Origin of the sequence: Lysinibacillus sp. Y5S-8, assembly GCF_036894365.1 — a bacterium.
GTDB lineage: Bacteria > Bacillota > Bacilli > Bacillales_A > Planococcaceae > Lysinibacillus > Lysinibacillus fusiformis_D.
On the sequence record NZ_CP145889.1, the window covers coordinates 1,411,852 to 1,437,495 of the forward strand.

The window sequence follows — 25,644 nt, forward strand, 5'->3', positions numbered from 1 at the left end:
ATATATAACACCTATAGCTAATCACCCTATACACTAAACTATGTTAAAATAAAGGATATAAATTTAATGGAGTGGTTTGATGGGGTTTGATGAAAGTTCAATTTCAAAAAAAACAATTTCTGAACAAATAGCTGAACGATTATTATTTCGCATATTTTCTGGTTATTATGAACAAGGTCAGCGCTTAATCGAAGCGGAAATTGCAAAAGAGTTACAAGTAAGTCATGCACCTGTCCGTGAGGCTCTTTATCTTTTACAAAAAGATGGTGTAGTTGAAAAAGTACAACATAAAGGTGTAAGAGTTAAGACTATATCGGATCAGGAATTGAAGGATTATTTGGAAGCGCTTTATTACCTATTGGATTCTGCACTCACAAAGTGTGAACCTAAATGGAATGCCGATTTGCAAAATGAACTATTACTTCGTTTTGAAGCGATGAAACAAAGAAAGTCTGCTGAAAATATTTATGAATATGTTGTTTCGTTTGCGCACTTGTTACAATTGTTTTTTGATGTTACAGGAAATATTGCGATGCTACGATTCTTTAAAGAAACCATATTTGTTACAAATGTAGCTGCACAAACAAAATGGAAAATGGATCTAGTTGAATCCTACCATCTGTCCATCAACACGTTTATCAGGTGTATAGAAGTGTCGGATTTTAATCATGCACGAGTGGCTATTAAAGATGTTATTTTATGGTACCAATTTAAATAATTTTATGGGGGTAACATAAATGAAAGCTGCAGTTTGGCATGATGTGAAAGATATTAGAGTCGAAGAGGTTGAATTACGAGCTTTAAGAGAAGAAGAAGTGAAAGTAAAAGTAGCATGGGCTGGTATTTGTGGAAGTGATTTGCATGAATACGAAGAAGGTCCAGTTTTTGTACCAGTTGATGTAAAAGCTGAATTAACAGGTGAAGTTGCCCCGCTTACAATGGGTCATGAATTTGCTGGGATTATCGAAGAAGTTGGCTCTAAGGTTACGGACTTAAAGGCAGGAGATCGAGTTGTCATCAATCCTACATTAACTTATAGAAACAAACATGAAGATGTCGATCGATATGATGGATTTAATTTCATCGGACTACATGGAAACGGTGGATTTGCGGAATATGTCAATGTCCCTGTAACAAATGTACACCGTTTAGCCGATAACTTAACATTAAAAGATGGTGCACTAGTAGAACCAATGGCTGTTGCTGTACAAGCAGTCAAAGATGCTGGGGTTACATTAGGAGATTCTGTAGCCGTATTTGGTGCTGGACCAATTGGATTGTTAACAGTAATCGCTGCAAAAGCATCTGGTGCAAGTAAAGTTATCGTATTAGATTTATCCGATGATCGATTAGAAAAGGCAAAAGAATTAGGTGCAACCCATGCCATTAACTCTGGTAAAGAAAATCCTGTACAAGCAGTTCGATCGATTGTAGCAGATGGGGTTGATGTATCCTTTGAAGTTGCGGGAGTAGCTCCTACCTTTAAACAAGCAATTGATGTTACAAAACCACGCGGTAACATGATGATCGTTTCGATTTTTGCAAGACCAATCGAATGGAATCCAATGCAACTTACAAACACAGGTGTTAATGTACTGTCATCAATTGTTTATACACCGTCAATTTTCCAAAGAACAATTGATGCAATGAGCTCTGGTCAACTAAATCCACAGGGTATCATCACAAGTCAAATTGAATTAGATGACATTGTTGACAAAGGATTCAAAACGTTAACAAACGACAAATCACAATCTAAAATTTTAGTTGCGATAAGTGGAGAAAATTAACAACATGGATAGATTAAAATAAATCTATCCTAACAAAGGGAGTATGGCTTATTACAGTCATGCTCTTTTCTTATAGCCTGTTTGATGATTCAAAACTGTTTTTTAAAGGATTTGCTGAACTTCATTGAGGAGAAGAGGGGCGTTGCAGCTTAAGAAAGCGTTTATACTCGAATAGTATTTTTGAAATATAATAAGAGAAGAAAAAATGACAAAAAGAATCGAGAATAAATTTCACGATTCTTTTTGTCATACAGCTTAATTTCTTTCTCTTGCCCTCTGTGTGTCTCTAATATTTTTTTGAACTGTTATGGAGGCAAATAAACTAAGGACAAATGACATACCATAGAATCCTTTTTCGCTTAAAACAATACTTCCAGCATTATATAAACCAATCCCCATTAATAAAATAGATACAATAAGTGCAATCCAACTAATACCATAATAAATAGTAGTAACTGGTATTCCTTCATCTTTATCTCTTACTGATTTTTGTAAAGATACTGCTGAATAGAGCCCGAATACTAAAATAGCTAAGTAATATCCTTTTTCGTTTAGTTGCATCGTTGCGTTAAATAGGCCTATAAGATAAGCAGTAACACCTACGAACAGTGCTGCCCAGGAAGCACCCTTGAAAGCAGCAGTCGGTTCTCCCTCTTTCCTTTCTACTTTTATTTTCGGATCAGGCTGTTTTCCCTTATCTAATGAAGTCTCATTTTGATTAGACAATATCTTTCTCCTCCTTCTATCGCTGTATCAAAACATTCTTATTCTACAGGGATGTGATGAGAACAGAAATTTCTCTAAAACTGGCTTTTCAGTAATAAAGCAACCCTCTTTGAAGGAAGCGGCTTTATACTTGACCGTTATATTGCTGCAATATAGATAGTCAATGTGGCTTCATCAAATTTAAAGGGACGATTATTGTTCCTTGGTAAATTTGCGCTTTACCCCGAGATCAATTTTTTCTGTCCTTTGTTGCAATTACATTTTAGGGGCAGGAATCTGTTGTACCGATAAGAACTAGGTGTATAACTTTTTTTCATTTTATTCAAATAGACAGCTGAATATGTTAGGTAGATGTGGCTGCCTATTGTTGCTTTGCCCACTGTTATTGACGAACAATGAACGAAATAATTTAAATGGTTGATAATAGCTAAGGCATAAATAAAGCTGTGTAATACCTGACTTATGGTTGAAATTAAATTGGTCAGTTGCAACAATTGTATCTAAATGCTAATAAAAAGGCTTTTAAAGTAAATTTAAAAGCCTAGGCTCATTTGAAAGTGAGTACCTGGTTTCAAAAAAGTACCCCTCACGTAGAAAGAGATTGCGCCACTGCAACCAACCTTTTTACTCCTTCCCTTAGTTGTTTTTCATTTGCATAAGAATAGCTTAAACGTATCCAGGATGATAGTTGTTTTAATGGATCACAAATTTGACCTGGTACAAAGGATATAGATTGTTCAATACTTTTAGATAGTAATAATTCAGTTGGAACATTATCTGGGAGCTGTACCCATAAATTCAGACCGCCTTTTGGGCTAGTCCATCGCCAACCTGTTACGGCTAGCTCTTCTTCCATGATTTCCTTTCGAATCTGTAGGGCGATCCTAATTTTCTCCAAGTGCTGTTGCAATCTTAGGGATGAAAAGTAATGGAGAAAAATTTTTTGATTGAGAAGTGGTGAGCCATTATCAGCCAATGATTTTTCTGTTAGGAGTGAGTTCATTAATGATGATTGACAAATCACAGTCGCAATTCTCAAGCCAGGAGAGATATATTTGCAAAAGCTTCGGATATAAATGACTGTTCCAGCACTATCGTACGTGTAAATGGGTGGTGGTGGGGCTTGATCAAAATAGATGTCGTGATAGGCATCATCTTCAATTAATAGCAATCGATATTGTTCAGCTAGTTCTACTAATTTTTTGCGCTGCTCGACAGAAACAGTATAACCAGTCGGGTTATGGAATGTGGGGTTGAGATAAAATAGGCGCGGCTTGTATTGTTTAATATAGTATTCAACCTGTTCTAAATCGTAGCCCTCTGGATGGATATCAACCGTTACAATCTGTGCTCCTTGTGCTCTAAAAATATCAATCGCAGCACTGTAGCTTGGACGTTCAAATAAAACGACGTCTCTTGGTTTAATAAAAGCTTGAGCGATTAAGTGAATCGCTTGCTGTGAGCCAGAAGTGATTAACAAATCTTCTGCACTCAAATGAGTTTTATACTGGTTGATAAAATAGTGAGTGAGTGTTTCACGCAGCTCTAGATCACCTTGTACAGTTGAGTAGGTGGCAAGTACTTTAGGATAAAGGTCAAACACTTCCTTCACATAATCTGAAAAATAATGATTAGGCAAAAGATTTGGATCAATCAACGCCTGAGAAAAATGATAGGAAACAGAGGGTTGATGGATTTCGGATAAATGATTTTTTTTTACGTATGCAGAAACAATGGGATTGTCCTGATCTAGATATTCAAGATTTTTCGTTACAGTTGATTGGACATAATAGCCTGCTTTATCTTTTACATAAACTTTGTCATGCTGTTTTAGTAATTGATAAGCCTTTAATACCGTTAATCGATGAACATTCATTTCAGATGCTAATTGTCGGACGGAGGGAATCTTGTCATGTTCTTTCCATTCTTTACGTTCTATACGGTGCAGTACATAATCGTAAACTTTCTTAAAAAGATAATCTTCATTTTGATTTGCTTTGCCCATATTGATTCCTCCTATTCAAAACGATTGTACCACGAACCTATCTAATCTGTTCTATCCCTTTTAATCTGTTCTATTGTCTTTCTTTTATGATAGAAAAAGAGGAGGAGGTTTATATGGTACTTATTAATTATTTCTTCATGTGTTTGATTTTTGGAACGACTTTTTTAGCGATTAAAATTGGTGTTGATGCAGGAATGCCTCCGTTTTTATCAGCTGGCCTCCGTTTTTTTATTGCCGGTTTACTGCTATTTAGTTTTATGGTTTGGAGAGAAAGAACGACAATACGGGTGTTATTTCGTAAAGAGATGTTTTTTACAGGAGTGGGCTTAACCTTTGGGACGTTTGCCACATTATATTGGGCAGAACAGTATGTGACATCAGGGATTGCAGCTGTCTTATCTGCTACAGGTCCAATGATGATCATTATTATACAGACATTCCTATTGAAGCAAAAAGGAAATCGGAAATCATTTATTGGTTGTGTTGTCGGAGTCATTGGTGTTACGTTCTTGATCTTACCTAGCTTTTCAATTGAGATTAGTCCCTTCTGGATGGTTGGTTGTTTTGCCATAATACTAGGGGAAGTTTTTTATGCATCTGGAACGATTTATACGAAGCATGTCATCCGAAAATTTGAAAAGACATCTCCAATTGCTTTAAATGCAGCGCAAATGATGCATGGTGGGATTTTATTAATCGTTTTGTCACTTTTTACTGAGAACATTCAGCTTCATTATCTTTTAAGCCCAGCTTCAATTGGCTCTCTTCTTTATTTAATTATTTTTGGTTCAATGATCGGCCATAGCATTTATTATTGGCTTGTTTCCCGGACGAATCCTGTTTTTCCTTCTACATGGCTGTATATCTCACCAGTCATTGCCGTTACATTAGGTGTGACCCTCTATCATGAATATATTTCTTGGCTAACAGGCATAGGTACTCTGACAATTATTGTTGGAACGGTTCTAGTTAATTTCGAAACATTGAGAGAGTTGCTTTGGCGTAAGAGGACTATGCATCAGGATGTGAAAAATTAATATAGCTTGAATAAGAGAGGTAAGAAAATCTATTATTCTACATTGATAAAATCTAATTTAAAAGGAGAATGAAGCTATGAAAGTTTCTAAGGGAGTAAAGATTCTGGAACTTGAATTTAATGGGAACATCATTCATCCAACTCTTTTATGGGATCAGGAAATGGCTGTTTTAATAGACACTGGATTCTCAGGTCAAATGGAAGATTTGCGCGTAGCAATGGATAAGGTAGGCGTGTCGTTCGATAACCTAAAGGTTGTGATTTTGACACATCAGGATATAGATCATATAGGCAGCCTCCCGGAAATAGTGCGAAATTGTGGAAGTAATATAAAAGTCTATGCGCACGAACTAGATAAGCCTTATATCCAGGGGGATTTACCACTTTTGAAAGACGCGCACATAGCGAATCCACCCAAGGGGAAAGTGGATGTGGCCTTGAAAGACGGTCAAGAACTACCGTACTGTGGCGGAATTCGAGTGATCCATACTCCAGGGCACACGCCTGGCCATATCAGCTTATATTTAAAGCAAAATAAAACACTTGTTGCTGGAGATTCAATGTATAGTGTAAACGGTACACTGGGAGGAATTCATGTTCCAACTACTTTGGATATAAAGGTCGCTCGACAATCTTTGAAGAAATATTTAGACTTAGACATTGAATCTGTAGTTTGTTACCACGGAGGATTATGTAACGTAAATATTAAAGAACAGATTCGAAAATTTTACAAATAATGATATCTTTTTTGAGGCACTACTGCTAAGTGTAAATGGAAGTCTGTTTTATTGTTAGCCAGCTCATGTTATAATGAAGAGCTTAAGATGATTAAGACCTTTTTATAACGGATGCCAAGAAAAGCCTCCGCAAAATGAAAAATATGGAGGTGTAAGAGAATGAATAAGCGTTGGACGATTAGTGAAATTCAAAAGTTTGTTGAGAACAATTCAGAAAGTAAGTTGCTAACGACTGAATATCATGGTTTTTCTCAAAAGTTATTATTTAAATGTGCATGTGGTAGTAACTTTGAAAAAACATTTACGAAATTTAAAAATAAAAATCAACGAAAATGTGATGTATGCCAACCGCCAAAAGAGTCACGCTAAATATATTGCCAATTTTTACTAAAGAGAAATAGGCTTTTTCTATGTGACTGATAGAATAAAATGTTGATTAAAATCACTTTACTCTTATAGATAAGGTGATTTTTTTGCCTAGGATTACTACTGAAAAAGATTGTAAAGTAACATACTTAAGCAAATACAGAAAGAAATATCACCAATTTAACCTTCTGTATTAATGAAATATCATGGATAGAAGCCAAACCCTTGATACGTCTGGGTTTGGCTTTTTTTGATACTTCCAAAATTTTCTTTTTTTACTGAAGAACTCGATTTGTAAACCATTATTGCCGAAAAAAAGATTGTAAAATAACAATCAGTGATTTATATTGGAGATTATGATTTTTTTTCAAAATCTCAAAATCATAATCGAAATTTAATTTATATACAAGTTTTAAGAGGGAAGTGAATTAGCAAAATGTATCTTTATCCCCTATTAGTCATTATTGCAGCTAGTAGTTTTGGAATCGTTTCAACTATCATAAAACTGGCAATGCGTAGTGGCTTTTCTGTATCCGAGGCAGTGACAAGTCAATTTTTTGTCGGTTTCTGTATAGCAGTATGTATCTGCTTAGTTACAAACAGGTCAAAATTTAGCTTTAAAGGTGTTAAAATCCTTCTATTTGCAGGTATCTTAACTGGGTTAACAAATATTTTATATGGTCATTCTTTGAACTTTTTGCCTGCTTCCTTGGCAGTAGTACTACTGTTTCAATTTACATGGATTGGTATGTTGATTTCTTGTATTACAAAACGGCAATTTCCAAGCAGAATTGAATTAATCTCTTTAATTATATTGGTAGCTGGAACCATACCAGCTGCTGGAATAATTGATGTTGATTTATCCCAAATACCTTTGCAGGGATGGTTATGGGGGCTAGCAGCTGCTCTTTGTTACTCTTTATTTTTATATGTGAACGGTAAGGCAACTGCAAGTATGACAACCTCTAACCGTTTAGTATTAGTTTCTTTCTTTGCTTTTATGATTACGGCGGCTTTTCAGTCTCCAGAAATTATTTGGAATGGTACTTTGTTTAATGAGGGGCTTTGGATTTATGGATTGGCATTAGGGTTATTTGGCATGATTATCCCAGTTTTCTTATTCACTATTGCAGTTCCTAAAGTTGGATTAGGTATGTCCTCTATATTGAGTGCTGTTGAATTGCCAATCGCCGTGATGGTATCTGTTATCCTATTAAGCGAAACGGTTACCATGTTGCAAATAGCAGGTATCGTCACGATCGTTATCGGTATAAGTTTACCAACATTGCTAGATAAAGATGGATTGTTAAGTAGCGTCAAAACTAAGTACAAAAAATCCAGCAAAGAAGTAGCAAAAGGGTCTTCGATTTGAAGATCCTTTTTTTCATGACAATCAAGCAATGTGATAACAATTGGGTTTTCTGATACGAATTTAACGTCCTCTTTAGTAGATTCAATTACTCCTTTTATGCAATGCTGTAAATTTTTTTGTTCATACTCCGTTCATATTGCTGTCATAGGTAGTACACCTTCATTGTATAAGCTATCCTTAACGGTTTATAGAAAGTAGCCGGAATCCACTTAGAGATAACGAAGGGGAGGTGTGGCACGAGAACAAAGGTGAAAACGGTAATCGCTTGCCTTTCTATACTATCGTGCAAACATAATGAAAAAAATGATCATCATTTTAAGTAAATTAATAGCAGTTTTTGCTGTAGCCATCATACTTTTTTTAGCGATTGTTTTCCTAGTGAATATTGTCTGCTCTAAAATAGAGCAAGGAAAAATAGAAACTTATGGGCAGTCTATAGCAGTGGACGGGAAAGCGATGAATGTCTTCATTCAAGGAGAAGGCGAAGAAACTGTTGTGCTCTTACCTGGTTATGGAACAGCAGCACCAGCACTTGATTTTAAATTTCTAGTAGATGAATTATCTCCATTTTACAAAGTGGTTGTCATCGAGCCTTTTGGTTATGGGTTAAGTGATCTAACTGAAAAAGAACGTAGCACAGAGAATATTGTTAGTGAAATACATGAAGCTTTACAGCGTCTTCATATTGAACGTTATATTCTGATGGGGCACTCCATTTCAGGCCTTTATGGATTGGATTATGTGAACAAATATCCAGAAGAGGTGAGTGCATTTGTCGGGCTTGATAGCAGTGTTCCAACGATAAGCGAGAAAAAGATTGATTCTTCTATAATAAGAACTATAAAACTACTTAAAAAATCGGGTTTAGCTAGATTGCAAGTAAAGCTAGGGGATGACCCATACGCCGTACTAGCATATGATGATAAAACAAAAGAACAATTGAGAATTCTTAAACACAAAAACATGTATAACCCAAGCCAGTTAAATGAAGCTGAAATGATGTATGAAAATTTTAAAGCAGCTGAAAATAGATCGTTCCCAAAAAATCTCCCTGTGATTTTCTTTATACAAGAAAATCATCCAGTAACTGACAGATGGATACCAGAGCATAAAAAACAAATAGAAGATTCTATAAATGGGAAAGTGATGACATTTGAAGGGGATCATTATTTATATCGTACCAAAGCAAAAGAAATCGTTGAAGGCTTCAGAGAATTTATGAAGGAAGTACAGTGAAGGTACTGAGAAAGATCCTTTATTTTATCTTATATTAATGGTCAGTAAGCGCCTATCTCGATTGGGGAAATTAGGGTGAGCCAACTAAGTGCCTCCGATTAAGTGTAATATATTTGTTGTAGTTAATTATTTTGTGCGTATGAACAGCCAGTATCTATTTTGAAGCCAATTAAATAAAGTTCTTGAAACGAGTAACCAGGCGCTCATATGAGTACCTGGCCTTTTTTATGCAGTATTAAAAGTGTTAAAAAAGGTTCTGAAAGGTGTAACGATAACGCTGAAACCTTCATCAGGCGGCTCATGGCAAAAATCATAGGGAACAGCCCTGTAATGGCATAAATAGCGCTAACCAACTACTTACTTAATAGAGTATGGGTTTACTTTTATACTGTATCTAGTACAACTTGATTATGTTTAGATCTCTGAACGGAAGTTGTTACCTAGCTTGCTTCCCAGACCAAAATAATGCCGAAAATTATAAATAAGTGGGCTCCATTTATTTGGATCAATATGATTTTCCTCAATAATAATTTCCTCATGAGCATGTACATGTATCGTTTGTGTCTCAACAATTGCAAAAGTAGGAGAATAATCTGGGATACGAATATGTTTTACCTTTGCCTCGATTTGGATGGGACACTCCATAATCCTAGTAGGAATGACCGTTGTAGAATTGATAGGTGTGAATCCACAAATATCAAATTTCTCTTTTCTATATGTAAAACCAATTTGTTTCTTAAAATCTGGAACTGGTTTTTTTCCTGTGTAAGGAGCTAACTGCTCCACATTTTCCCATAGAGAGGGATCAGGAATATTAATGACACATTCAGGATGTCGTTCTAAATTTTCTATTGCTTTTCCACCAAGACCAATACCTAAGACAATACAGTCTCCTAATGCCCAAGAAGATGACAAAGGGCTAATATTCACTGTTCCATCCTCATTTAATGTACTCAGTAAAATTACAGGAAATCCATAATATAAAATTTTAGGATTTATCATTTTTGTATTTGGTATTTTCTTTATTATTGTCATTTTAAGTTCCTCCTACTAAATGTTTTCGCTGTCATAACTCATTGTAAAATATAAAGATTTCGATAAGCATCGAAGTGTTGATTACAAAATAATTACTCCAACAAAAAAATATGGAGGAAAGGTAAAGTTTAAAGTTCTTCATTTCATCTCCTTGATATTTCTAAATTTTTTATGCCAATTTCCTTGACTTCATAAGAAAAATATGGAAATATATAAATAAACCATTGGTCGGTTTATTTATAGGAGGTTTATGATGGCAAGGACAAATAAAAACTATGAACATAAAAAAAACGACATTTTAATTCGAATTTGGGAGGTTCTTCTGCAATATGGTTATGAAAAAATGACACTTCCGATAATCATAAAGGAATTGGGCATATCAAGAGGGGCCTTTTATCATTATTTTCAGTCAAAAGAAGAATGTGTAGATGAAGCTGTTAAATTGTTTGTTGAAAATGCGGTAGTGGAAATAAAGGCGATGGATAATAAGACATTATCTGCAGATGTAAGACTTAAAATGGCAGTTCAAAATAGTATTTCTCTTTTTCATCAAAATAAAGAGCAAGATCGAATGATGAATCAACCTGAAAATGCTGTATTCCATCAAAAACTGATGATAGGTCTAACTAAATATCTTGCTCCGTATTTTGCAGAAATCATTGAACAGGGAGTGGAGGAAAAAATTTTTTGCACAAAGTATCCCTTAGAAATAGCTGAAATGTTATTGACACTATCAAATTTTTATTTAGATAAAGATTTATTTCATTGGGATCCAGAAACCATCCCATATAAAATAACAGCTTATGAAGAATTGATAAATAAAGGTTTAGGAACAACTGATAATATTGGCTTTTTTACTAACTAAAAAGGAGATTGGTAAATGGAAGCTGTTTTAAAATTACAAAATATAAGCAAAAAATTTAATGATTTTGATACAGTTTTACAAGAAATTAACCTTTCATTTTTTGCCCATACGTTTAATGTGATATTCGGACAAAGTGGTTGTGGGAAATCAACACTCATCAATATCATGTCAGGACTAATGAAGCCAACAAGAGGAAATGTTTATTATAAAGATTTAGATATTTCTCATGCGGAACAAAAAGAGATGATTCAATTCAGACGCTATAATTTCAGTAATATTTTCCAAGACTATTTACTATTGTCGGAATTAACGGTACGGGAGAATATTGAATTAGGGAAAACAGGGAATGCTCATGATTTAGAATACCGTGAACTTATAGCAAGGTTAGGGATCGAAACATTAGCAGATCGATTCCCCAATGAATTATCTGGTGGTCAGCAACAACGAGTTTCTATCGCACGTGCAATGATTAAAAATCCTGAAATTTTGTTTTGTGATGAAGCAACAGGAGCATTGGATGAACATAACAGCAAACAAGTTGTGGACTATTTAAAGGAATTAAATAAAACCTATGGTACACTCATTATTTTTTCTACACATAACCTCAAACTTTCTACAGTGGCAGACCGTATTATTGTCATGAAGGACGGCCTTATTGAGGATGATTATTTAAATACTTCTCCACGGAGATTCTATAATGAGTAGTATGTTTAAACAAATTTCCAAGAGTTTATTTTATGAAAAAGCGACTATGTCTGTGTTATTTTTTTTGAGCTGTTTAGGCTCATTTATGTACTTTTTTGTTCAAGTATCTATAGATGGGAATCTAAAACATCTGGCTTACAATAAAACAAATGGACTATTAATTAATAGTTCGCAAAAAGAGCTTTTGATTGCATTACATTCTAATCAAATTTTAGCAGCTACTTTTTTAATCATTTTTTCTGTAATTGCAGCCTTTGCATTTTATATGTTTTTTTTAAAATATTACCGTAATCATATGAAAGAAATTGGTTGCTATAAGGCTTTCGGACGTTCAAATAAACAAATAATCGCAGTTATGTTTTTCATTAATAGTAGTCTTTCTTTTATTGCCTTTATAGTAGGCTTCATATTAGGATGGATTTGCTCGGATGTATTATTACAATTATATCGTTCATCTTTTGATATTGAATCACTTCATAAGGGAATTCTCCCTTCAAATTTAGCAATAGGTTTCCTATTTATTGTTGTATTATCGGGAATCATGGCAATAGTGCCGTACTATAAGTTTTTAAAATTTGATATTTCCTCATTATTACGTAATTTCCCTGAAGAACACCAAAATAAATGGATAGTTTTCATTAGTAATAAACTATCCAATGCAGTTCCAACCAAATATCGGCGCTCATTTCGCATAGCTTTACGTAAGCCATTAGCAGTGTCTTTACTATTCCTGTCAGTAGGCTGTTTTACAGTTTTATCGATTATGAGCATGTCACTTCATTTCAGCAGTCAATATATTTATGAAACCCAGACACTTGGTAGGTCCTATAAATATGATATTCAGTTTGAAAATTATCAGCCGTATCATCCACTAGAAGAAGATAGTACTTTCTATTTAAGAAGTAATGTGAAGATTTCATGGAAAGGAAATGAAATTAATCAACAAGCAATAGGATTTCATAAAAAAACAAATTTGTTTCAATTTTATACATTAGATCACAAGAAGCTTTTCTTACCTAAAGAAAAAGAGGTGTATATTAATGAAGCTTTATCTGAACTCTATGGAATACGACAAAATGATTATATTGAAGTAAACATTAAACATAAAATCTATAAACTAAAAGTTGCTGCTATTGTGGGAAATGCAGAGAATAAGACTATTTATCTTTCAGAACCGCAATTAGCAAGTATGTTATCCATAAAAGAGTCAAGCTATAACGGAATACTTTCAAACACTGTTCCTAAACAGTATGAGAATAAATCAATAATAACAGAAAAGGAACGTTTAGCTTATTTACAAAAAAATAATGTTTCAAATAAAATAAGTGCAGTGATAAATCAACTATTAGGATGTATTATTGGCTGCTTGCTTCTTTATCTTGTCATACTGCTAAATTTTCAAGATTGCACAAGAAATATTCTTATTTTAAATATGTTAGGGTATTCTGCAAATTCCATTAACAAAATGTTAATCAGTATTTATAAACCTCTTTTAAATGTGGCATTTATCATTATGGTTTCATTAAGTGTTATAGTTTGTCAGTTCATACAAAAAAGCCTCTCGATAAAAACGGGTGATTATATACCGTTTCAAACGAATTTGTTTATAATTGGCGGTATATGGTTGTTGCTAAATCTAATTTATCATCTTATCCACTGTAGATTTAATAATAATATTGCAAAAATTCAAAATGCAGGACAGACGAAAAAATACATCCTTTAACACCAACTATAAGTAAAATGATGTGACTATTAAGGAGAATAGCAAACGAAGATGTTTTGAATGTAAAGAAATGCACTTCAAGGAACAGTGCATGGTAGTTGAAGATGCTGTTTGTTTTATCTTTCGTACGAGGGAAACTAAGGAATACAACATTAATTTTATGAACAGGGTAAATCATATTACTATATGAATAACTTCTTCTACTGGTAGAAATCTAAAGAGAATTCAATCCCCATTTGATTATGAACGGTGAGGATTATTTGATGCTTATACAGTAAGCAATTTCGAAAGAATGGATGACAGAAATGGGCGTACTAACTGTAACTCTTTGTTTAAATGTGAGCATTCACGATATCCTAAGGGATGCTTGAAATGATGTATAAAATAGTGGTTGTAAAGTACAATAAGATGGGATACTCATAGGCTAAATTTCATTACGTGAGTCATCTACTATTTTCTTCATTCAATATAATTCTGTCTCTCTAATTTAGAAGGGTTAAATACAATGTTTAAAAATAAAAGGATTACATTAAAAACGAAAATACTAGGGTTAATTAGTTCCCTTATACTTCTCATTATTACGCTGCTTGCAAGTGTCTTTGCTTATTTACAAGCAGTAGATACTAGAAATCAAGTAGAACAATTAGCATTACAAGCGGCAAAATCGATTTCACTTATGCCTGAATTAAGAGATGCAATTGAACAAGAGGACTTAGAAACTCAATTTCGTCCTATCGCTGAGCAAGTGATAGATCAGGTAAACGCAGCAAATATTCTCATTGAAAATCGTGATAAGATCATTTATTCTCATGTAGAACATGATATTGAGGAAAGTGGTTTAGATGATACCAATGATCTAGCACTGCTATTTGGAGGCTCAAATATTTTTGAAGTTGAGCGAAGTGGTGGCTCCGTTATTGTTGGGAAAGTGCCAATAATGGCCGACTATGGTGATTTCCAGCGCATAATTGGAGTCGTTTCGGTAGAGTTTTTGGAAACAGACATTTATCGAAATATTATTAGTAGAATTAAGACCATTGTCATTGCTTCTTTTGTGATACTAATGCTCGGTATCATAGGTGGCATTTTTCTAACAAAAAGTATTAGAAAGGATACTTTAGGTTTAGAACCACACGAGATTTCATCGCTATACCTAGAAAGAAGCGCAATTCTTTTGTCTATTAAAGAAGGAATTCTTGCGATTGATCAAAATGGATTGTTAACATTAATCAATCATTCGGCTAAGGAAATGATGAATCTTAATGAAGAAAGGTTAATTGGTCAGCATATTAATGACGTTCTAAAGAATTCAAAAATTGAAGAGGTTTTGCAAACAGGAAAAACGATGCACAATGTTGAGATTCTCTTGAATGATATCGTTTTTATCTTTAACGTTATTCCTATTATAAAAAACAATCAAATTATGGGGGCTGTATCTAGTTTCCGTGATAAGACTGAATTAAAGAATTTAATCAATACTATATCAGAGGTTAGAGCTTATTCAGAAGGTTTACGAGCGCAAACTCACGAATACACCAATAAATTATATTTAATATCTGGTTTGCTCCAATTAGAACGATATAAGGATGCTTTTGACTTTATTCAAAAGGAGTCAATCACCTATCAACATAGAAATCAAATATTATTTAATCAAATTCATGATGCTAATGTGCAAGCAATTTTGTTAGGGAAACTGGGGAAAGCTTCTGAAAAGAAAATAACATTAGAAATTGACCCTGATAGTCATGTCGATCCTTTGCCAAGCAATATTGAGGTAACAGATATTATTACAATTATCGGAAATCTCATTGATAATGCCTTTGATGCGGTCGCTAATCAACAAAGTAAGAAGGTATTGTTTTCAATTACTGGCTTTGGCAATGACATCATAATAGAAGTAACAGACAACGGAAAAGGGCTGCCTGAGGAACACATAGATACTATATTCACTTTGGGCTATTCTTCTAAAGGGGAGAATAGGGGATATGGTTTATTCAATGTTAAACGAATTGTGGAGTCATTAAGGGGCACAATTGAAGTGCATAATGATAAGAGTGGAGGAGCTATTTTTACAGTATACCTGCCAAAAAAGGCTTTCATATGAGGAGAGAAATACAGTGATAAAAGTTGTGATTGCAGAGGATGACTTTCGAATTGCACAAATACAAGAGGGTTTTTTGAAGAAAGTACCTGGTGTAAGCTTGGTCGGGAAGGCGTTAAATGCTAAAGAAACATTAAAACTGCTTGAGCAAGAAGAAGTTGATTTACTTTTATTAGATATTTATATGCCTGATGAGCTTGGAACTGAATTACTTCAGAAAATAAGAGAAAACTATCCAAATGTAGATGTTATTATGGTTACGGCAGCAACTGAAAAAGCTATGCTAGAAAAGGCTATGCGTTTTGGCGTTTTCCACTATCTTTTAAAGCCGGTAACAATGGAAAAGTTTATTGAAATCATCGAGGAATATAAAAGGAAAAAAGAGCTCTTTAATAGCAGGGATGAAGTCGATCAGTCAATTATTGATAGTTTCTTTGGCACTTCTGTCCAAGCTGTGATGAATCAAAAGGACCTTCCTTCAGGGGTGGATCGTTTAACCTTGCAAAAAGTTAAAGAAATAATGTTTGAGCTTAAAGGTGGCGTTTCAATTGAGGAGATGGGGGAAAAGATGGGGGCATCTAGAACAACGGCAAGAAGATACTTAGAGTATTTGGTTTCAATCAACGTCTGTACAGCTAAACATGATTATGGAATTGTCGGAAGACCTGAAAGGAAGTATTACCTATGACAAAACACTGTAAATTTATGATAAAGGTCTAACGAATGAAGAAGAAACAACTCATGTTATTCCTACTGTTCATGATAATTCTCTTTACTTGCTCTACAAATGAATTTAAAATCCAGGAACCAATCACAAAAGAGGTAACGATTATTGCACCTAGCTCAATTGGTGGGGGATGGGATGTAACAGCTAGGGCTATGCAAGATATATTGGTAAGTGAAAATTTGATGAATCAGAATATTTCTGTCATTAATAAAGTCGGTGTTGGCGGGGAATTAGGCTGGAAATATACAAAGGATCAAACAGATTCGGTAATAGCCATTAATTCAAGTCTACTTATCACTAATTATTTATTGGGTCAAAGTAAATTAACGTATAAAGACTTTACACCAATTGCCACCTTAGCTACTGAATGGGAAGTTACCATTGTTTCAAAAGGTTCGAAAATATCCAGTGCTAAACAGTTAATGGACGATCTCAAGAAAGATCCGCATGCTTATAAAATCGGTGTTTCCCCAAGGCTCGGAAATGATGATCAACTTTCCTTTGTATTAGCTAGTCAACAGGTTGGGCTGAGAACGGAACAGCTCGACTTTTATGTTTATGAAAATAGTGAACAAGTGGTGGAGGCATTATTAAAAAAACAAATCGATGTTGCCACGATGTCTTTATCAGAAGCGAAAAAATATGCTGAATCAAATCAAATAAAATTACTAGTGATTTCTTCTGAAAAAAGATTAAAGGAGTTACCAGAGGTTCCGACATGGGCTGAGCAAGGAATTGATTTAGTTTTTGAACATTGGCGAGGAGTGATGGGGCCTCCGAACATGTCAAATGCTGAAATTGAATTTTGGGATGCAACAATCGAAAAAATGGTGAAGACTGAGAAATGGAAGAAAACGCTTCAAATGTATATGTGGAATGATTTTTATAAAAATAGAAGAGAAACGATTATTTTTCTAGAAAATCAAAGTAGGATGTATGAACAATTAATGGGTATTCATATGGATTCGTAAATAAAGGGGCCGCTACATCTTAAAAGTAGCGGTCCCTTGTACTTAGTACTAGCTTAATGATAAGCCTATAGGAATGCACAGTGGTGTTTGATCAACAGGATTTTCAATAATACAGCAATCAAGTCCAAATGCTTCTCTAATCATGCTTTTGGTAAATACTTTTTCAGGCGGCCCCTCTCGATAAATTTTTCCTTTAACAATGCTAATAAGATGATCCGCATATTGTGCTGCCTGATTTAAATCATGTAAAACCATAACAATTGTTCGACCATGAGTTACGTTTAAATTGCGTAACAATTCTAGTATTTCAATTTGATGAGCCAAATCTAAATAGGTTGTTGGTTCATCTAATAATAAAAGATCTGTGTCTTGTGCTAAAGCCATTGAAATCCAAGCCCTTTGCCTTTGCCCTCCAGATAGCTCATCCAATGTACGATCTACAAAATCGGTCATTTTGGTGGCCATTAACGCACGGTTTACAATCGCATCATCTTCCAGCGTTTGTCTTGACAATAAACCTTTATGTGGATGTCTACCATAATAACAAAGGTCCTTAACAGTTATATCTTCCGGAGCTTCTGGACCTTGAGGTAAAATAGCCAATTTCTTTGCAATTTCTTTAGAAGATTGCTGATGAATGGCTTTTCCATCTAAATAGACTATTCCTTCTTGAGGTGTTAATAATCTAGCTAAGGAGCGCAAAATAGTTGATTTGCCGCAACCATTCGACCCAATAATAACACTAATCTTACCTTCAGGAATGACTAAATTTATATCATCAAGGATTTGAGTTGATCCATAGAACAGTGAAAGATGCTCGGCTGATAATGTTGTCATAAATGTTCACCTTTCTTATGCCTTTTTTCGTTCAGCACGTAATAAATATAAAAAATATGGTGCACCAATCACTGCTGTAATAATACCAGCAGGTATTTCTATTGGAGGAAATAGACCTCTACCTAGGCTATCAGCGACTAAGAGAAGGACAGCACCGAAGAGAGCAGAAGCAGGAAGTAAAACATTAAATTTAGATCCTACAATTCTTCTGGCAATATGAGGAGCGATTAAACCAATAAATCCGATTGATCCTACTGTGGCAACACATACGCCAATTAAAATAACGGAAACGCTTAGTAAAATATATCGCAAAAATCTTGAACGTTCTCCAAGACCTGTAGCTATATCATCACCAAGGCTCAAAATATCCAATTTAGCAGTTAATCCAAATAGTATTGGGATAAGAATGAGGCATGGCAGCAAAATATACACTTGGTCCCAGCCTCTTGCCCAAAGACTTCCAGTCAACCATAAAAGAGTCATGCTTACATCATCTGGAAACTTAATCATTAAATATTCTATCCCTGCTTGACATATTGCTCCTAGAGCTATCCCCACTAAAGCTAATGTATTTGGTTGAGCGCCTTTTTTATAAACAAACAGCATTAGAATGGCAGCAATGATAGCTGCTCCAATAAAAGCTGAAAGGGGAAGAAAAATAATAGGTGACGTTGGGAATAGAACAATGATGATAACGGCTGCTAAACCAGCCCCTTTCGTAACGCCGATTACATCTGGAGAGGCTAATGGATTACGGAGAATTCCTTGTAAAATTGCTCCAGCTGTTGCTAGTCCAGCTCCTACAATGATAGCGATTATAATACGAGGAATACGATAATTGTTTAGTATAAATCTTTGACTTTGTGTTCCTTCCCCAATTAAATTGTGAATGATTTCTGATGGTGTAATGTAAATAGCTCCTAAACCTAGACTTACTATTGATAAAATGAAGATGATGATTAAAAGCACAGGAAGAATAAGCTTAGGATGAAAATGTTGTTTTTGCCTAAACTGTTGTCTATTATTCATTGTTTAATATGCCTTCCTTTCCTTGCTAAATAAAGGAAGAATGGTGCCCCAATGATAGCTGTAACAATCCCAACTGGCGATTCAAAAGGGTAAGCGATAAATCGAGCGAGAATATCTGCGTAAACTAAAAGTATAGCCCCAAAAAGTGCAGAGAATGGAATGATTCTTTGATAATCTCCTCCTAGCACTCTCCTAACAATATGAGGAACAATTAATCCTACAAAGCCTATCGGACCTGCGACAGCTACAGAAGAGCCAGCCAAAATAATGACCAGTATGCCAGCTAGAGTACGGATGCGATTTACTTGTTGTCCGAGACCTTGGGCAGTGCTTTCTCCAAGGACAAGTATAGAAATAGATCGAGAAAGTAATAAGGCAATGAATAGCCCAGAAATAGACCATGGAAGAATGATCATAACATGTGCCCATGATTTTCCATTAATTGACCCCACTAGCCAATACAGAACATCCTTTGCCTGCTCACTAAAAATAATGATTCCTTGAGTTAAAGAGGACAAAAGAAAATGTACGGCCATTCCAGCTAAAGCCAGTTTTACATGAGTCATTCCCCCTCCAGAAGCAAAGGAATAGACTGTTATTCCTCCTATTGCTGCCCCGATAAAAGCAGAGAAAACAAGCGATGGGGAAGAGAGAGAAGGAAAGAGGGCAAAAGTAGTGACAATAAACAATGAAGCACCTGCATTCACACCAAATACTTGTGGAGAAGCTAATGAATTTCGAGTAATCGCCTGCATAAGAGCACCTGCTACGGCTAAATTAGCACCAACTAATGCTCCGATGATAGCTCGGGGCAATCGAAGGGTCTGAATAATTAATTGATCTTTTGATGGATTTGTTTCGAAGAAGGACTTCAAAATCATTAATAGATTGACATCTGCTACCCCTACAGAGACACTAATGATAATTCCTAAAATCAATAAAACGATTGCAGTTATTGCTGTACTATATATTTTTACTTTACCTTTAATTATAGATTCCATTAACTACAACACACTTTCTTACAAAAGATAAGACTTACTAGAAAGAGAAGTAAGTAGAATACCTTACTTACTCCTCTTTTATTTATTTTATTTTTCATTCAGCTTTGTTAATGTATCTTTAGCAATTGCTTCTGCTGAAATAATGCCTCTGAATCTTGTCCATAAATCTCTATCAACACTATAAATCTGTTCATTTTTTACTGCTTTTAAGTCTTTCCAAAGTGGATTTGCCTTCCATTCATCAGTAAGCAGTTTGCCTTCATTATTAGCTAAAAGTAGTACATCTGGATTGATTTCTACAAGTTGTTCCAGACTCATTTCAACATAAGGCTGTTCGTTCTGAATGGCCACCTTCAGACCTAATTGTTCAAGCAATTCTCCATCATAAGAAGAAGTAGTATGTGCTTGAAATGATGTATCTCGTACAACCGCAGGTAAAACAGTTAGATTCGAATCATGGCTTAGCTTTGAATTAATTTCGTTTATAATTTGTTTATGTTCATTTAATCTCTTTTCAGCAGCTTCCTTTTGATCTAATGTTTCTGCAATTGTTTTAAAAGAGTCCAAATTATCCTGATATGTTGATTCACGACTTTTTAAGACAATTGTAGGAGCTATTTGCTGCAAATCTTTGTAAATAGCACTGTGTCGCTCAGCATCTGCAATGATTAAATCTGGCTGTAAAGAGCTGATAACCTCTAAGTTAGGCTGTTCACGAGTCCCTACAGAGGTATAATCTATGTCACGACCAACCAGCTTGGCAATCATATCCTTTTTATTATCATCCGCAATTCCTATAGGATTAATTCCTAAAGTATTTAAAGAATCAACAAAAGATAGCTCTAGAGTAACTATCTTTTGAGGGGTATTAGTAATAACAGTTTCTCCCATCTCGTGTTTAATTGTTCTACTATTTGATTCTTTTGCTTCCGTAGAAGTTTGTTCCTTTTTCTCTGTTTCTGTATTTTTTTGAGCAGCATTGCATCCAGTTAAAACCATCATGACTGTTAATAACAGTAATAACGTTATACCTCTCAATTTCCCTAACTTGGTAAATCCTTGCATTATTCTAACCATTCCTTTCTGGTAATGTAAATGAAAATGATAATCATTAACAGGGATTATAATAGAATGTTCAATGCGGAGGGTCAATATAAAGAAAGTTATGTGAAATAAAATTAATAGGAGTAAAAAGTTCATTTTGAACATTTTGTTCATAGCGGATGACTAAGTTGAATATTCGCTTCGATAACATCGGGAAAGTAAGGGGAATAAACAGATATTTTATTTTCACCACCTGCATACTTCCTTTAAATTCATACGAATAGATACGATTTTTTTGACATACAAAAATCCCCTTTAAGTTAGATGTTATTTCAACGTACTGTAGTTTTTTTACGTTGTCTAATAAAAGGGGATAATATCATGTGCTCAACAAGGTGAAGGTAATTTTCTTATTTTTTAGCTCCTTCATTCTTTATGAAAACATTTATATTAAATTTTTTAATTGAATTTTCAGTAATGGAGTTTAATTCATCTACAGTCCATGATTGGGGCTTGAAACGATAAGCTTTTTCTGAGAAATTGAAGACATCAGAGTTTATTTCCAACCCTTTATTAAATGTACTTTGAAACTGTGATAAAATAATATTTTTAATATCATTTTCAATTGTTTCTTTTCCAATATTTTTTGGATTTTCTCGGATAGAAGCTTTTATTTCTAAATTTAGTATATATTTAGGAATCGAATTATCCACAATTTCTATATGATAATCTATATTATCAATAAACATCGAAACAGACTTATCCTTTATTGATAATTTCATGTTTTTAAAATCCTTATTAAACCAATCTAACCCTGATAGTTCTTCTTCCTTTATCCAGCCATTGAATTTTTGATGTGAAAGAAAATAGGCACCACTTACTTTTAATATATCTTTAGATGTATTATCCTCCATCCAATAATCTTCACTAATCTGTATGGAAGGAACCATTATTGATCCAACTGGTTCATAATATCTTTTAATCATGTCTTGTACAGTACTGGTTGAGATGAACGAATTAAAGAATAATTGTTCATTTGGATCATAAGGAAATGTTAAGATAGGTGGTTTATAAAAGAGACCATGTACATTCATTATCTCTTTAATATCATCATCTTCAAATCCATAAGCTAAAGTATTGTAACGTAAATAATAATCCCTACTAAAAAAATCAAAAAATTCATCTAGATGTCCATCCAATATGTTTTTGGAAATAAAGAAAGTTTGTATATGTCCATAATACAAAGGGTTAACAGAATTCTTTTCTATATCATCGATTGCTCCCTGAATTGTTTCACCTTCTCCATGGCCAACAACAATTGGAGCAGGCTCAGATGAAATGCCAGGATCTGAGCCTGCAACATTCGTAAATCCGAAAGCTTGAAAATATAAATGATACACATCATTAGAATAATCTATACCAAGAGCGGTAATATAAACTTCACTTTGTATTTCCTTCGTGCCTAAACAACCGCCTAGTATAAATAATAAAGAAAAAATTAATGTTATTTTGAATATGCAAGTATAATAATGGGACATTTATAATCTCCCTTCTGCTGAAAAAGCAGTCAGTCTTTTATTTTAATTCTAAATGGCATTTTTAAAAAACCTTTAATAAGATTGGGTATACTTACTTTGTAAAATGTAGAAAGGTAAGGATGCCCAAAACTTTCTAATGATGAGATATATGTTAAGAAAAATAAGACGCTTAAAACAAAGCCATACATTCCAAAAAAGGAGGCAATTATTAATGTAGCAACTCTTATTAAAAATACATTTCCTAGTATATTTTGATTAATTAATGTATAGCTAGATATAACGGTAAGTGCTCCAATTACTAAAGTTGATGGTGATGTAAATCCTGCTCTTATGGCAGCATCACCAACTATTAAGCCTCCTAAAACTGCAACAGTTTGACCTACAGCTTTAGGTAAACGTATGCCCGCTTCTCGAAAGAGGTCAAAAAAAACGAGCATAATAAGAATTTCGAACGAAGAAGAGACGGGTAGTCCAATTTTAGATGCAGATATTGAAACTAGTAAGGGAAAGGGTAACTGGTTAAGTTGATGGACAGTTAATGCAATCCAAAACCCAGGTAAAAATATACTTGTTAATAAAGAGCTAATCCTTAAAATTCGTGAAAAACTCACAAATAAAAAATTAGTTTGATCATCTTCCGGGGCTTTCAAAATAAGTAGTAAATTTGCGGGTCCAATTAAACAGCTTGGACTTCCATCTACCAATATGACAAAACGGCCTTTATTGAGAGAACTTACTGCAAAGTCGGGTCTTCCTGAATAATCAAGGAGAGGGAAGAGGGTCAACTTATCATAAAGTAATTCTTCAATATGATAACTACTTGCAATATTATCTACTTTTATTTTATTTAGTTTGTTTTGTACATTCTTTAAAGTGGTCTGATCAATATTGTTCTCAATGTAGAGCAATAAAACTTTTGTTTTACTTATATCACCAATTGTAAACTGATCACTTGATAAATTTTTACTTTTTAATCTCATTCTTATTAAAGAAAAATTGGTATCTATATTTTCAATAAACCCGTCTCTGGGTCCTCTTAATGAGACTTCCATATTTGATTCTTCAATGGATCGTTCAGGTAGTTTAGCTAAATTGGTTGAATATAAGCTGTTTGATGGAACATGAAAAAAATATAAAAAACCTGAGAAAATTTTGCTATTTATTTCATCTGTCTTCGTTCTGAACTCTTTTCTCTCCTGTACTTCTAAATAGCGATTTATAATTTCGACATCGTGTAAATGGCCTTGTTCAGCCAAAAATCTAATATTTGGTAATAATGAATTCAAAAAAAGTACACTATCAATTAAACTATGGCAATAGATAAATATAACTTCATGTTTTTCGTTATTAAAAATATAGAATTTACTACTTACCGTTATATCTGATTGGTGACTTAATTCTTTATAAAAAAAATCCCTATTTTCAGTCAAGATTATGAACTCCCTTTTGCTTTTTTTCTAATACGTAGAAAACAGTCATAAATAAGAATAAAAATACAAAAATAGAAAGGAGATAAGTGCTTTTTATAAATGACAAAAAATCAGAAACAGACCAAGGAATTAATAATCCTATTGTTAAACATAGATAACAAATAAATAATATTAATTTTCGGTTTTTAAAAAAGGAAGATACAATATACATAAATAAACATATGCGAATAAAAGCCACTGATAATATTTGGAGAACAGATAAAGAATCCAATCTTGTAAAGTACTTACCAAATGATAAAACCCTCCATTGCTCGTTTAGAGGAAAGAGCATTTTCTGGGTTATATAAATGCCGAATTCAGATATAGCTGTCGTAATGGAAATAAAAACCAATAGGACAAATACAATAGAAAAAACGAGTATTCCTTTTCTTTTCATTCTCTCTTTTACATAACCATTTAAAACAATTAAAATAAAACCCATTTCTAAAATACCAATACATATGTATAATATTCCCCATAAAATGGACGGAGTATTACTTGTATATACTGGTAATAATAGTTCATATTCATTGTTCATTGAGTTCCCTAAGTTGAGGAGTACAAACAAAAAAATGTATAGTGAACAAATAATTATGGACTGGATAGCTATGGTTTTGATTCCTTTTAAGGAACCATAAAAGCATAATAATATAAATAAAATAACTGTTATAAAATATGGATAATCAGAGTTAAAACTTTCATCTGCCCAAATAATTGTAAATTTGAGTGAGACGAAAGTGGATGAAATAAAATAAACTATATATGAAGTAATGATGAATAAATAGAGTGGTCTGCTAGTCTGGACAGATGTTAATTCAAGGAATGAAGTATTATTTGTTGTAATTCTAGAAATAAGTAAGGCAAAAAAGAATATTGGGATTAAACTAGCTAATGCACTTATCCATGCTTCACGTTCGACCACTGTGAAAATTGTGGGAATTAAAACGAAATGTGCTAAAAAACTAACTGATAAGAATAACAAACAATATACATGTATTGGTTGTAAAACTTTGTTCATTTTATCTTAAACCCCCTCCTAACAATACTCCCCATGTTTGTTGTCATCTAATCTAAATGGACTTCTTTTTATTATTGACACACATGAACCCAGTTATAGCTCTAGCTCAAAATTTCACTCTCTTCCTGGAAGTTAAAATGAGGTGCATAAATAATTAATCTAACAATGATGCTACTAATTATCAAAGCAAGTTAAAAAACTATCAAAAGTAGATTTTGATTTATTTTATATAACTGCTAAGATTTAACTATATTAAAGCCTTTTTTAACAGTGCGAAACTGAGAAAAGGTTTATAAATTATTAAAAAAATTACATA

General features: G+C 33.8%; 23 protein-coding genes. 13 read left to right on the forward strand and 10 right to left on the reverse strand.

Going from position 1 to position 25,644, the window contains the following annotated elements:
* The first annotated feature begins 79 nt into the window (after nucleotides 1-79).
* Both V6670_RS06660 and V6670_RS06665 read left to right on the forward strand, forming a co-directional pair.
* Nucleotides 80-718: a GntR family transcriptional regulator gene (locus V6670_RS06660; protein WP_036127231.1), complete on the forward strand. Its 639-nt coding sequence runs from the start codon at nucleotides 80-82 to the stop codon at nucleotides 716-718.
* A 19-nt stretch (nucleotides 719-737) separates the two neighbouring features.
* Nucleotides 738-1,787 (forward strand): 2,3-butanediol dehydrogenase, encoded by a 1,050-nt coding sequence (locus tag V6670_RS06665; RefSeq protein WP_338653246.1) that lies wholly within the window; start codon nucleotides 738-740, stop codon nucleotides 1,785-1,787.
* A gap of 255 nt (nucleotides 1,788-2,042) precedes the next feature.
* On the opposite strand, the gene yiaA is transcribed toward V6670_RS06665, so the two are convergent.
* Both yiaA and V6670_RS06675 read right to left on the reverse strand, forming a co-directional pair.
* A complete protein-coding gene (gene yiaA, locus V6670_RS06670) occupies nucleotides 2,043-2,513 on the reverse strand; it encodes an inner membrane protein YiaA (protein ID WP_141905569.1) in 471 nt (156 codons plus the stop codon).
* 586 nt (nucleotides 2,514-3,099) lie between these two features.
* Nucleotides 3,100-4,518, reverse strand: a complete 1,419-nt coding sequence (locus tag V6670_RS06675) for a PLP-dependent aminotransferase family protein (protein ID WP_338653249.1) — start codon at nucleotides 4,516-4,518, stop codon at nucleotides 3,100-3,102.
* A 113-nt stretch (nucleotides 4,519-4,631) separates the two neighbouring features.
* On the opposite strand from V6670_RS06675, the gene V6670_RS06680 reads away from it, so the two are divergent.
* The 5 genes from V6670_RS06680 (at nucleotide 4,632) to V6670_RS06700 (ending at nucleotide 9,265) form a co-directional block, all read left to right on the forward strand.
* Nucleotides 4,632-5,555, forward strand: coding sequence for an EamA family transporter (locus V6670_RS06680; protein WP_338653251.1), 924 nt, complete (start codon nucleotides 4,632-4,634; stop codon nucleotides 5,553-5,555).
* Between the two features lie 76 nt (nucleotides 5,556-5,631).
* Complete coding sequence (locus V6670_RS06685; protein ID WP_338653253.1) at nucleotides 5,632-6,291, forward strand: MBL fold metallo-hydrolase; 660 nt, start codon at nucleotides 5,632-5,634, stop codon at nucleotides 6,289-6,291.
* A gap of 159 nt (nucleotides 6,292-6,450) precedes the next feature.
* Nucleotides 6,451-6,660 (forward strand): hypothetical protein, encoded by a 210-nt coding sequence (locus tag V6670_RS06690; RefSeq protein WP_338653254.1) that lies wholly within the window; start codon nucleotides 6,451-6,453, stop codon nucleotides 6,658-6,660.
* A gap of 433 nt (nucleotides 6,661-7,093) precedes the next feature.
* Nucleotides 7,094-8,029, forward strand: coding sequence for a DMT family transporter (locus tag V6670_RS06695; protein ID WP_338653256.1), 936 nt, complete (start codon nucleotides 7,094-7,096; stop codon nucleotides 8,027-8,029).
* A 294-nt stretch (nucleotides 8,030-8,323) separates the two neighbouring features.
* On the forward strand, nucleotides 8,324-9,265 hold the full coding sequence (locus V6670_RS06700; protein WP_338653258.1) for an alpha/beta hydrolase: 942 nt from the start codon (nucleotides 8,324-8,326) through the stop codon (nucleotides 9,263-9,265).
* Nucleotides 9,266-9,679: 414 nt separating this feature from the next.
* On the opposite strand, the gene V6670_RS06705 is transcribed toward V6670_RS06700, so the two are convergent.
* On the reverse strand, nucleotides 9,680-10,300 hold the full coding sequence (locus V6670_RS06705; RefSeq protein ID WP_338653259.1) for a flavin reductase family protein: 621 nt from the start codon (nucleotides 10,298-10,300) through the stop codon (nucleotides 9,680-9,682).
* 250 nt (nucleotides 10,301-10,550) lie between these two features.
* On the opposite strand from V6670_RS06705, the gene V6670_RS06710 reads away from it, so the two are divergent.
* The 6 genes from V6670_RS06710 to V6670_RS06735 all read left to right on the forward strand — a co-directional run bounded on the left by V6670_RS06710 (nucleotide 10,551) and on the right by V6670_RS06735 (nucleotide 17,392).
* A complete protein-coding gene (locus V6670_RS06710; protein WP_338653260.1) occupies nucleotides 10,551-11,165 on the forward strand; it encodes a TetR/AcrR family transcriptional regulator in 615 nt (204 codons plus the stop codon).
* Nucleotides 11,166-11,180: 15 nt separating this feature from the next.
* Complete coding sequence (locus V6670_RS06715; RefSeq protein WP_338653262.1) at nucleotides 11,181-11,870, forward strand: ABC transporter ATP-binding protein; 690 nt, start codon at nucleotides 11,181-11,183, stop codon at nucleotides 11,868-11,870.
* Complete coding sequence (locus V6670_RS06720) at nucleotides 11,863-13,593, forward strand: ABC transporter permease (RefSeq protein ID WP_338653263.1); 1,731 nt, start codon at nucleotides 11,863-11,865, stop codon at nucleotides 13,591-13,593. The genes V6670_RS06715 and V6670_RS06720 overlap by 8 nt, the downstream gene beginning before the upstream one ends.
* 505 nt (nucleotides 13,594-14,098) lie before the next feature.
* A complete protein-coding gene (locus V6670_RS06725) occupies nucleotides 14,099-15,697 on the forward strand; it encodes a sensor histidine kinase (RefSeq protein WP_338653264.1) in 1,599 nt (532 codons plus the stop codon).
* A 13-nt stretch (nucleotides 15,698-15,710) separates the two neighbouring features.
* Nucleotides 15,711-16,382: a response regulator gene (locus tag V6670_RS06730; protein WP_338653266.1), complete on the forward strand. Its 672-nt coding sequence runs from the start codon at nucleotides 15,711-15,713 to the stop codon at nucleotides 16,380-16,382.
* A 35-nt stretch (nucleotides 16,383-16,417) separates the two neighbouring features.
* On the forward strand, nucleotides 16,418-17,392 hold the full coding sequence (locus tag V6670_RS06735; protein WP_338653268.1) for a tripartite tricarboxylate transporter substrate-binding protein: 975 nt from the start codon (nucleotides 16,418-16,420) through the stop codon (nucleotides 17,390-17,392).
* Between the two features lie 48 nt (nucleotides 17,393-17,440).
* Here V6670_RS06735 and V6670_RS06740 read toward each other — a convergent pair whose 3' ends face one another.
* The 7 genes from V6670_RS06740 to V6670_RS06770 form a co-directional block, all read right to left on the reverse strand.
* Nucleotides 17,441-18,229, reverse strand: a complete 789-nt coding sequence (locus V6670_RS06740) for an ABC transporter ATP-binding protein (protein WP_338653270.1) — start codon at nucleotides 18,227-18,229, stop codon at nucleotides 17,441-17,443.
* A 15-nt stretch (nucleotides 18,230-18,244) separates the two neighbouring features.
* On the reverse strand, nucleotides 18,245-19,258 hold the full coding sequence (locus V6670_RS06745; protein WP_338653272.1) for an iron ABC transporter permease: 1,014 nt from the start codon (nucleotides 19,256-19,258) through the stop codon (nucleotides 18,245-18,247).
* Nucleotides 19,255-20,259: an iron ABC transporter permease gene (locus V6670_RS06750; protein WP_338653274.1), complete on the reverse strand. Its 1,005-nt coding sequence runs from the start codon at nucleotides 20,257-20,259 to the stop codon at nucleotides 19,255-19,257. Before V6670_RS06750 ends, V6670_RS06745 begins: the two co-directional genes overlap by 4 nt.
* Before the next feature lie 87 nt (nucleotides 20,260-20,346).
* On the reverse strand, nucleotides 20,347-21,324 hold the full coding sequence (locus V6670_RS06755; RefSeq protein ID WP_338653275.1) for a Fe(3+) dicitrate ABC transporter substrate-binding protein: 978 nt from the start codon (nucleotides 21,322-21,324) through the stop codon (nucleotides 20,347-20,349).
* Between the two features lie 389 nt (nucleotides 21,325-21,713).
* Entirely contained in the window at nucleotides 21,714-22,841 is a 1,128-nt protein-coding gene (locus V6670_RS06760) for a Ger(x)C family spore germination protein (RefSeq protein WP_141905555.1), read from the reverse strand.
* Nucleotides 22,842-22,870: 29 nt separating this feature from the next.
* Nucleotides 22,871-24,271, reverse strand: coding sequence for a spore germination protein (locus V6670_RS06765; protein ID WP_141905554.1), 1,401 nt, complete (start codon nucleotides 24,269-24,271; stop codon nucleotides 22,871-22,873).
* On the reverse strand, nucleotides 24,264-25,328 hold the full coding sequence (locus V6670_RS06770; RefSeq protein WP_338653277.1) for a GerAB/ArcD/ProY family transporter: 1,065 nt from the start codon (nucleotides 25,326-25,328) through the stop codon (nucleotides 24,264-24,266). The genes V6670_RS06765 and V6670_RS06770 overlap by 8 nt, the downstream gene beginning before the upstream one ends.
* Nucleotides 25,329-25,644 lie beyond the last annotated feature (316 nt).

What these genes read in the sequence shown, in the direction of transcription:
- V6670_RS06690 (WP_338653254.1), top strand. Translation starts at nt 6,451, where the DNA reads ATGAATAAGCGTTGGACGATTAGTGAAATTCAAAAGTTTGTTGAGAAC.
- V6670_RS06680 (WP_338653251.1), top strand. Translation starts at nt 4,632, where the DNA reads ATGGTACTTATTAATTATTTCTTCATGTGTTTGATTTTTGGAACGACT.
- V6670_RS06665 (WP_338653246.1), top strand. Translation starts at nt 738, where the DNA reads ATGAAAGCTGCAGTTTGGCATGATGTGAAAGATATTAGAGTCGAAGAG.
- V6670_RS06700 (WP_338653258.1), top strand. Translation starts at nt 8,324, where the DNA reads ATGAAAAAAATGATCATCATTTTAAGTAAATTAATAGCAGTTTTTGCT.
- V6670_RS06755 (WP_338653275.1), bottom strand. Translation starts at nt 21,324, where the DNA reads ATGCAAGGATTTACCAAGTTAGGGAAATTGAGAGGTATAACGTTATTA.
- V6670_RS06770 (WP_338653277.1), bottom strand. Translation starts at nt 25,328, where the DNA reads ATGAACAAAGTTTTACAACCAATACATGTATATTGTTTGTTATTCTTA.
- V6670_RS06760 (WP_141905555.1), bottom strand. Translation starts at nt 22,841, where the DNA reads ATGTCCCATTATTATACTTGCATATTCAAAATAACATTAATTTTTTCT.
- V6670_RS06750 (WP_338653274.1), bottom strand. Translation starts at nt 20,259, where the DNA reads ATGGAATCTATAATTAAAGGTAAAGTAAAAATATATAGTACAGCAATA.
- V6670_RS06685 (WP_338653253.1), top strand. Translation starts at nt 5,632, where the DNA reads ATGAAAGTTTCTAAGGGAGTAAAGATTCTGGAACTTGAATTTAATGGG.
- V6670_RS06705 (WP_338653259.1), bottom strand. Translation starts at nt 10,300, where the DNA reads ATGACAATAATAAAGAAAATACCAAATACAAAAATGATAAATCCTAAA.
- V6670_RS06735 (WP_338653268.1), top strand. Translation starts at nt 16,418, where the DNA reads ATGAAGAAGAAACAACTCATGTTATTCCTACTGTTCATGATAATTCTC.
- V6670_RS06675 (WP_338653249.1), bottom strand. Translation starts at nt 4,518, where the DNA reads ATGGGCAAAGCAAATCAAAATGAAGATTATCTTTTTAAGAAAGTTTAC.
- V6670_RS06740 (WP_338653270.1), bottom strand. Translation starts at nt 18,229, where the DNA reads ATGACAACATTATCAGCCGAGCATCTTTCACTGTTCTATGGATCAACT.
- V6670_RS06715 (WP_338653262.1), top strand. Translation starts at nt 11,181, where the DNA reads ATGGAAGCTGTTTTAAAATTACAAAATATAAGCAAAAAATTTAATGAT.
- V6670_RS06725 (WP_338653264.1), top strand. Translation starts at nt 14,099, where the DNA reads ATGTTTAAAAATAAAAGGATTACATTAAAAACGAAAATACTAGGGTTA.
- V6670_RS06695 (WP_338653256.1), top strand. Translation starts at nt 7,094, where the DNA reads ATGTATCTTTATCCCCTATTAGTCATTATTGCAGCTAGTAGTTTTGGA.
- V6670_RS06745 (WP_338653272.1), bottom strand. Translation starts at nt 19,258, where the DNA reads ATGAATAATAGACAACAGTTTAGGCAAAAACAACATTTTCATCCTAAG.
- V6670_RS06720 (WP_338653263.1), top strand. Translation starts at nt 11,863, where the DNA reads ATGAGTAGTATGTTTAAACAAATTTCCAAGAGTTTATTTTATGAAAAA.
- V6670_RS06710 (WP_338653260.1), top strand. Translation starts at nt 10,551, where the DNA reads ATGATGGCAAGGACAAATAAAAACTATGAACATAAAAAAAACGACATT.
- V6670_RS06660 (WP_036127231.1), top strand. Translation starts at nt 80, where the DNA reads ATGGGGTTTGATGAAAGTTCAATTTCAAAAAAAACAATTTCTGAACAA.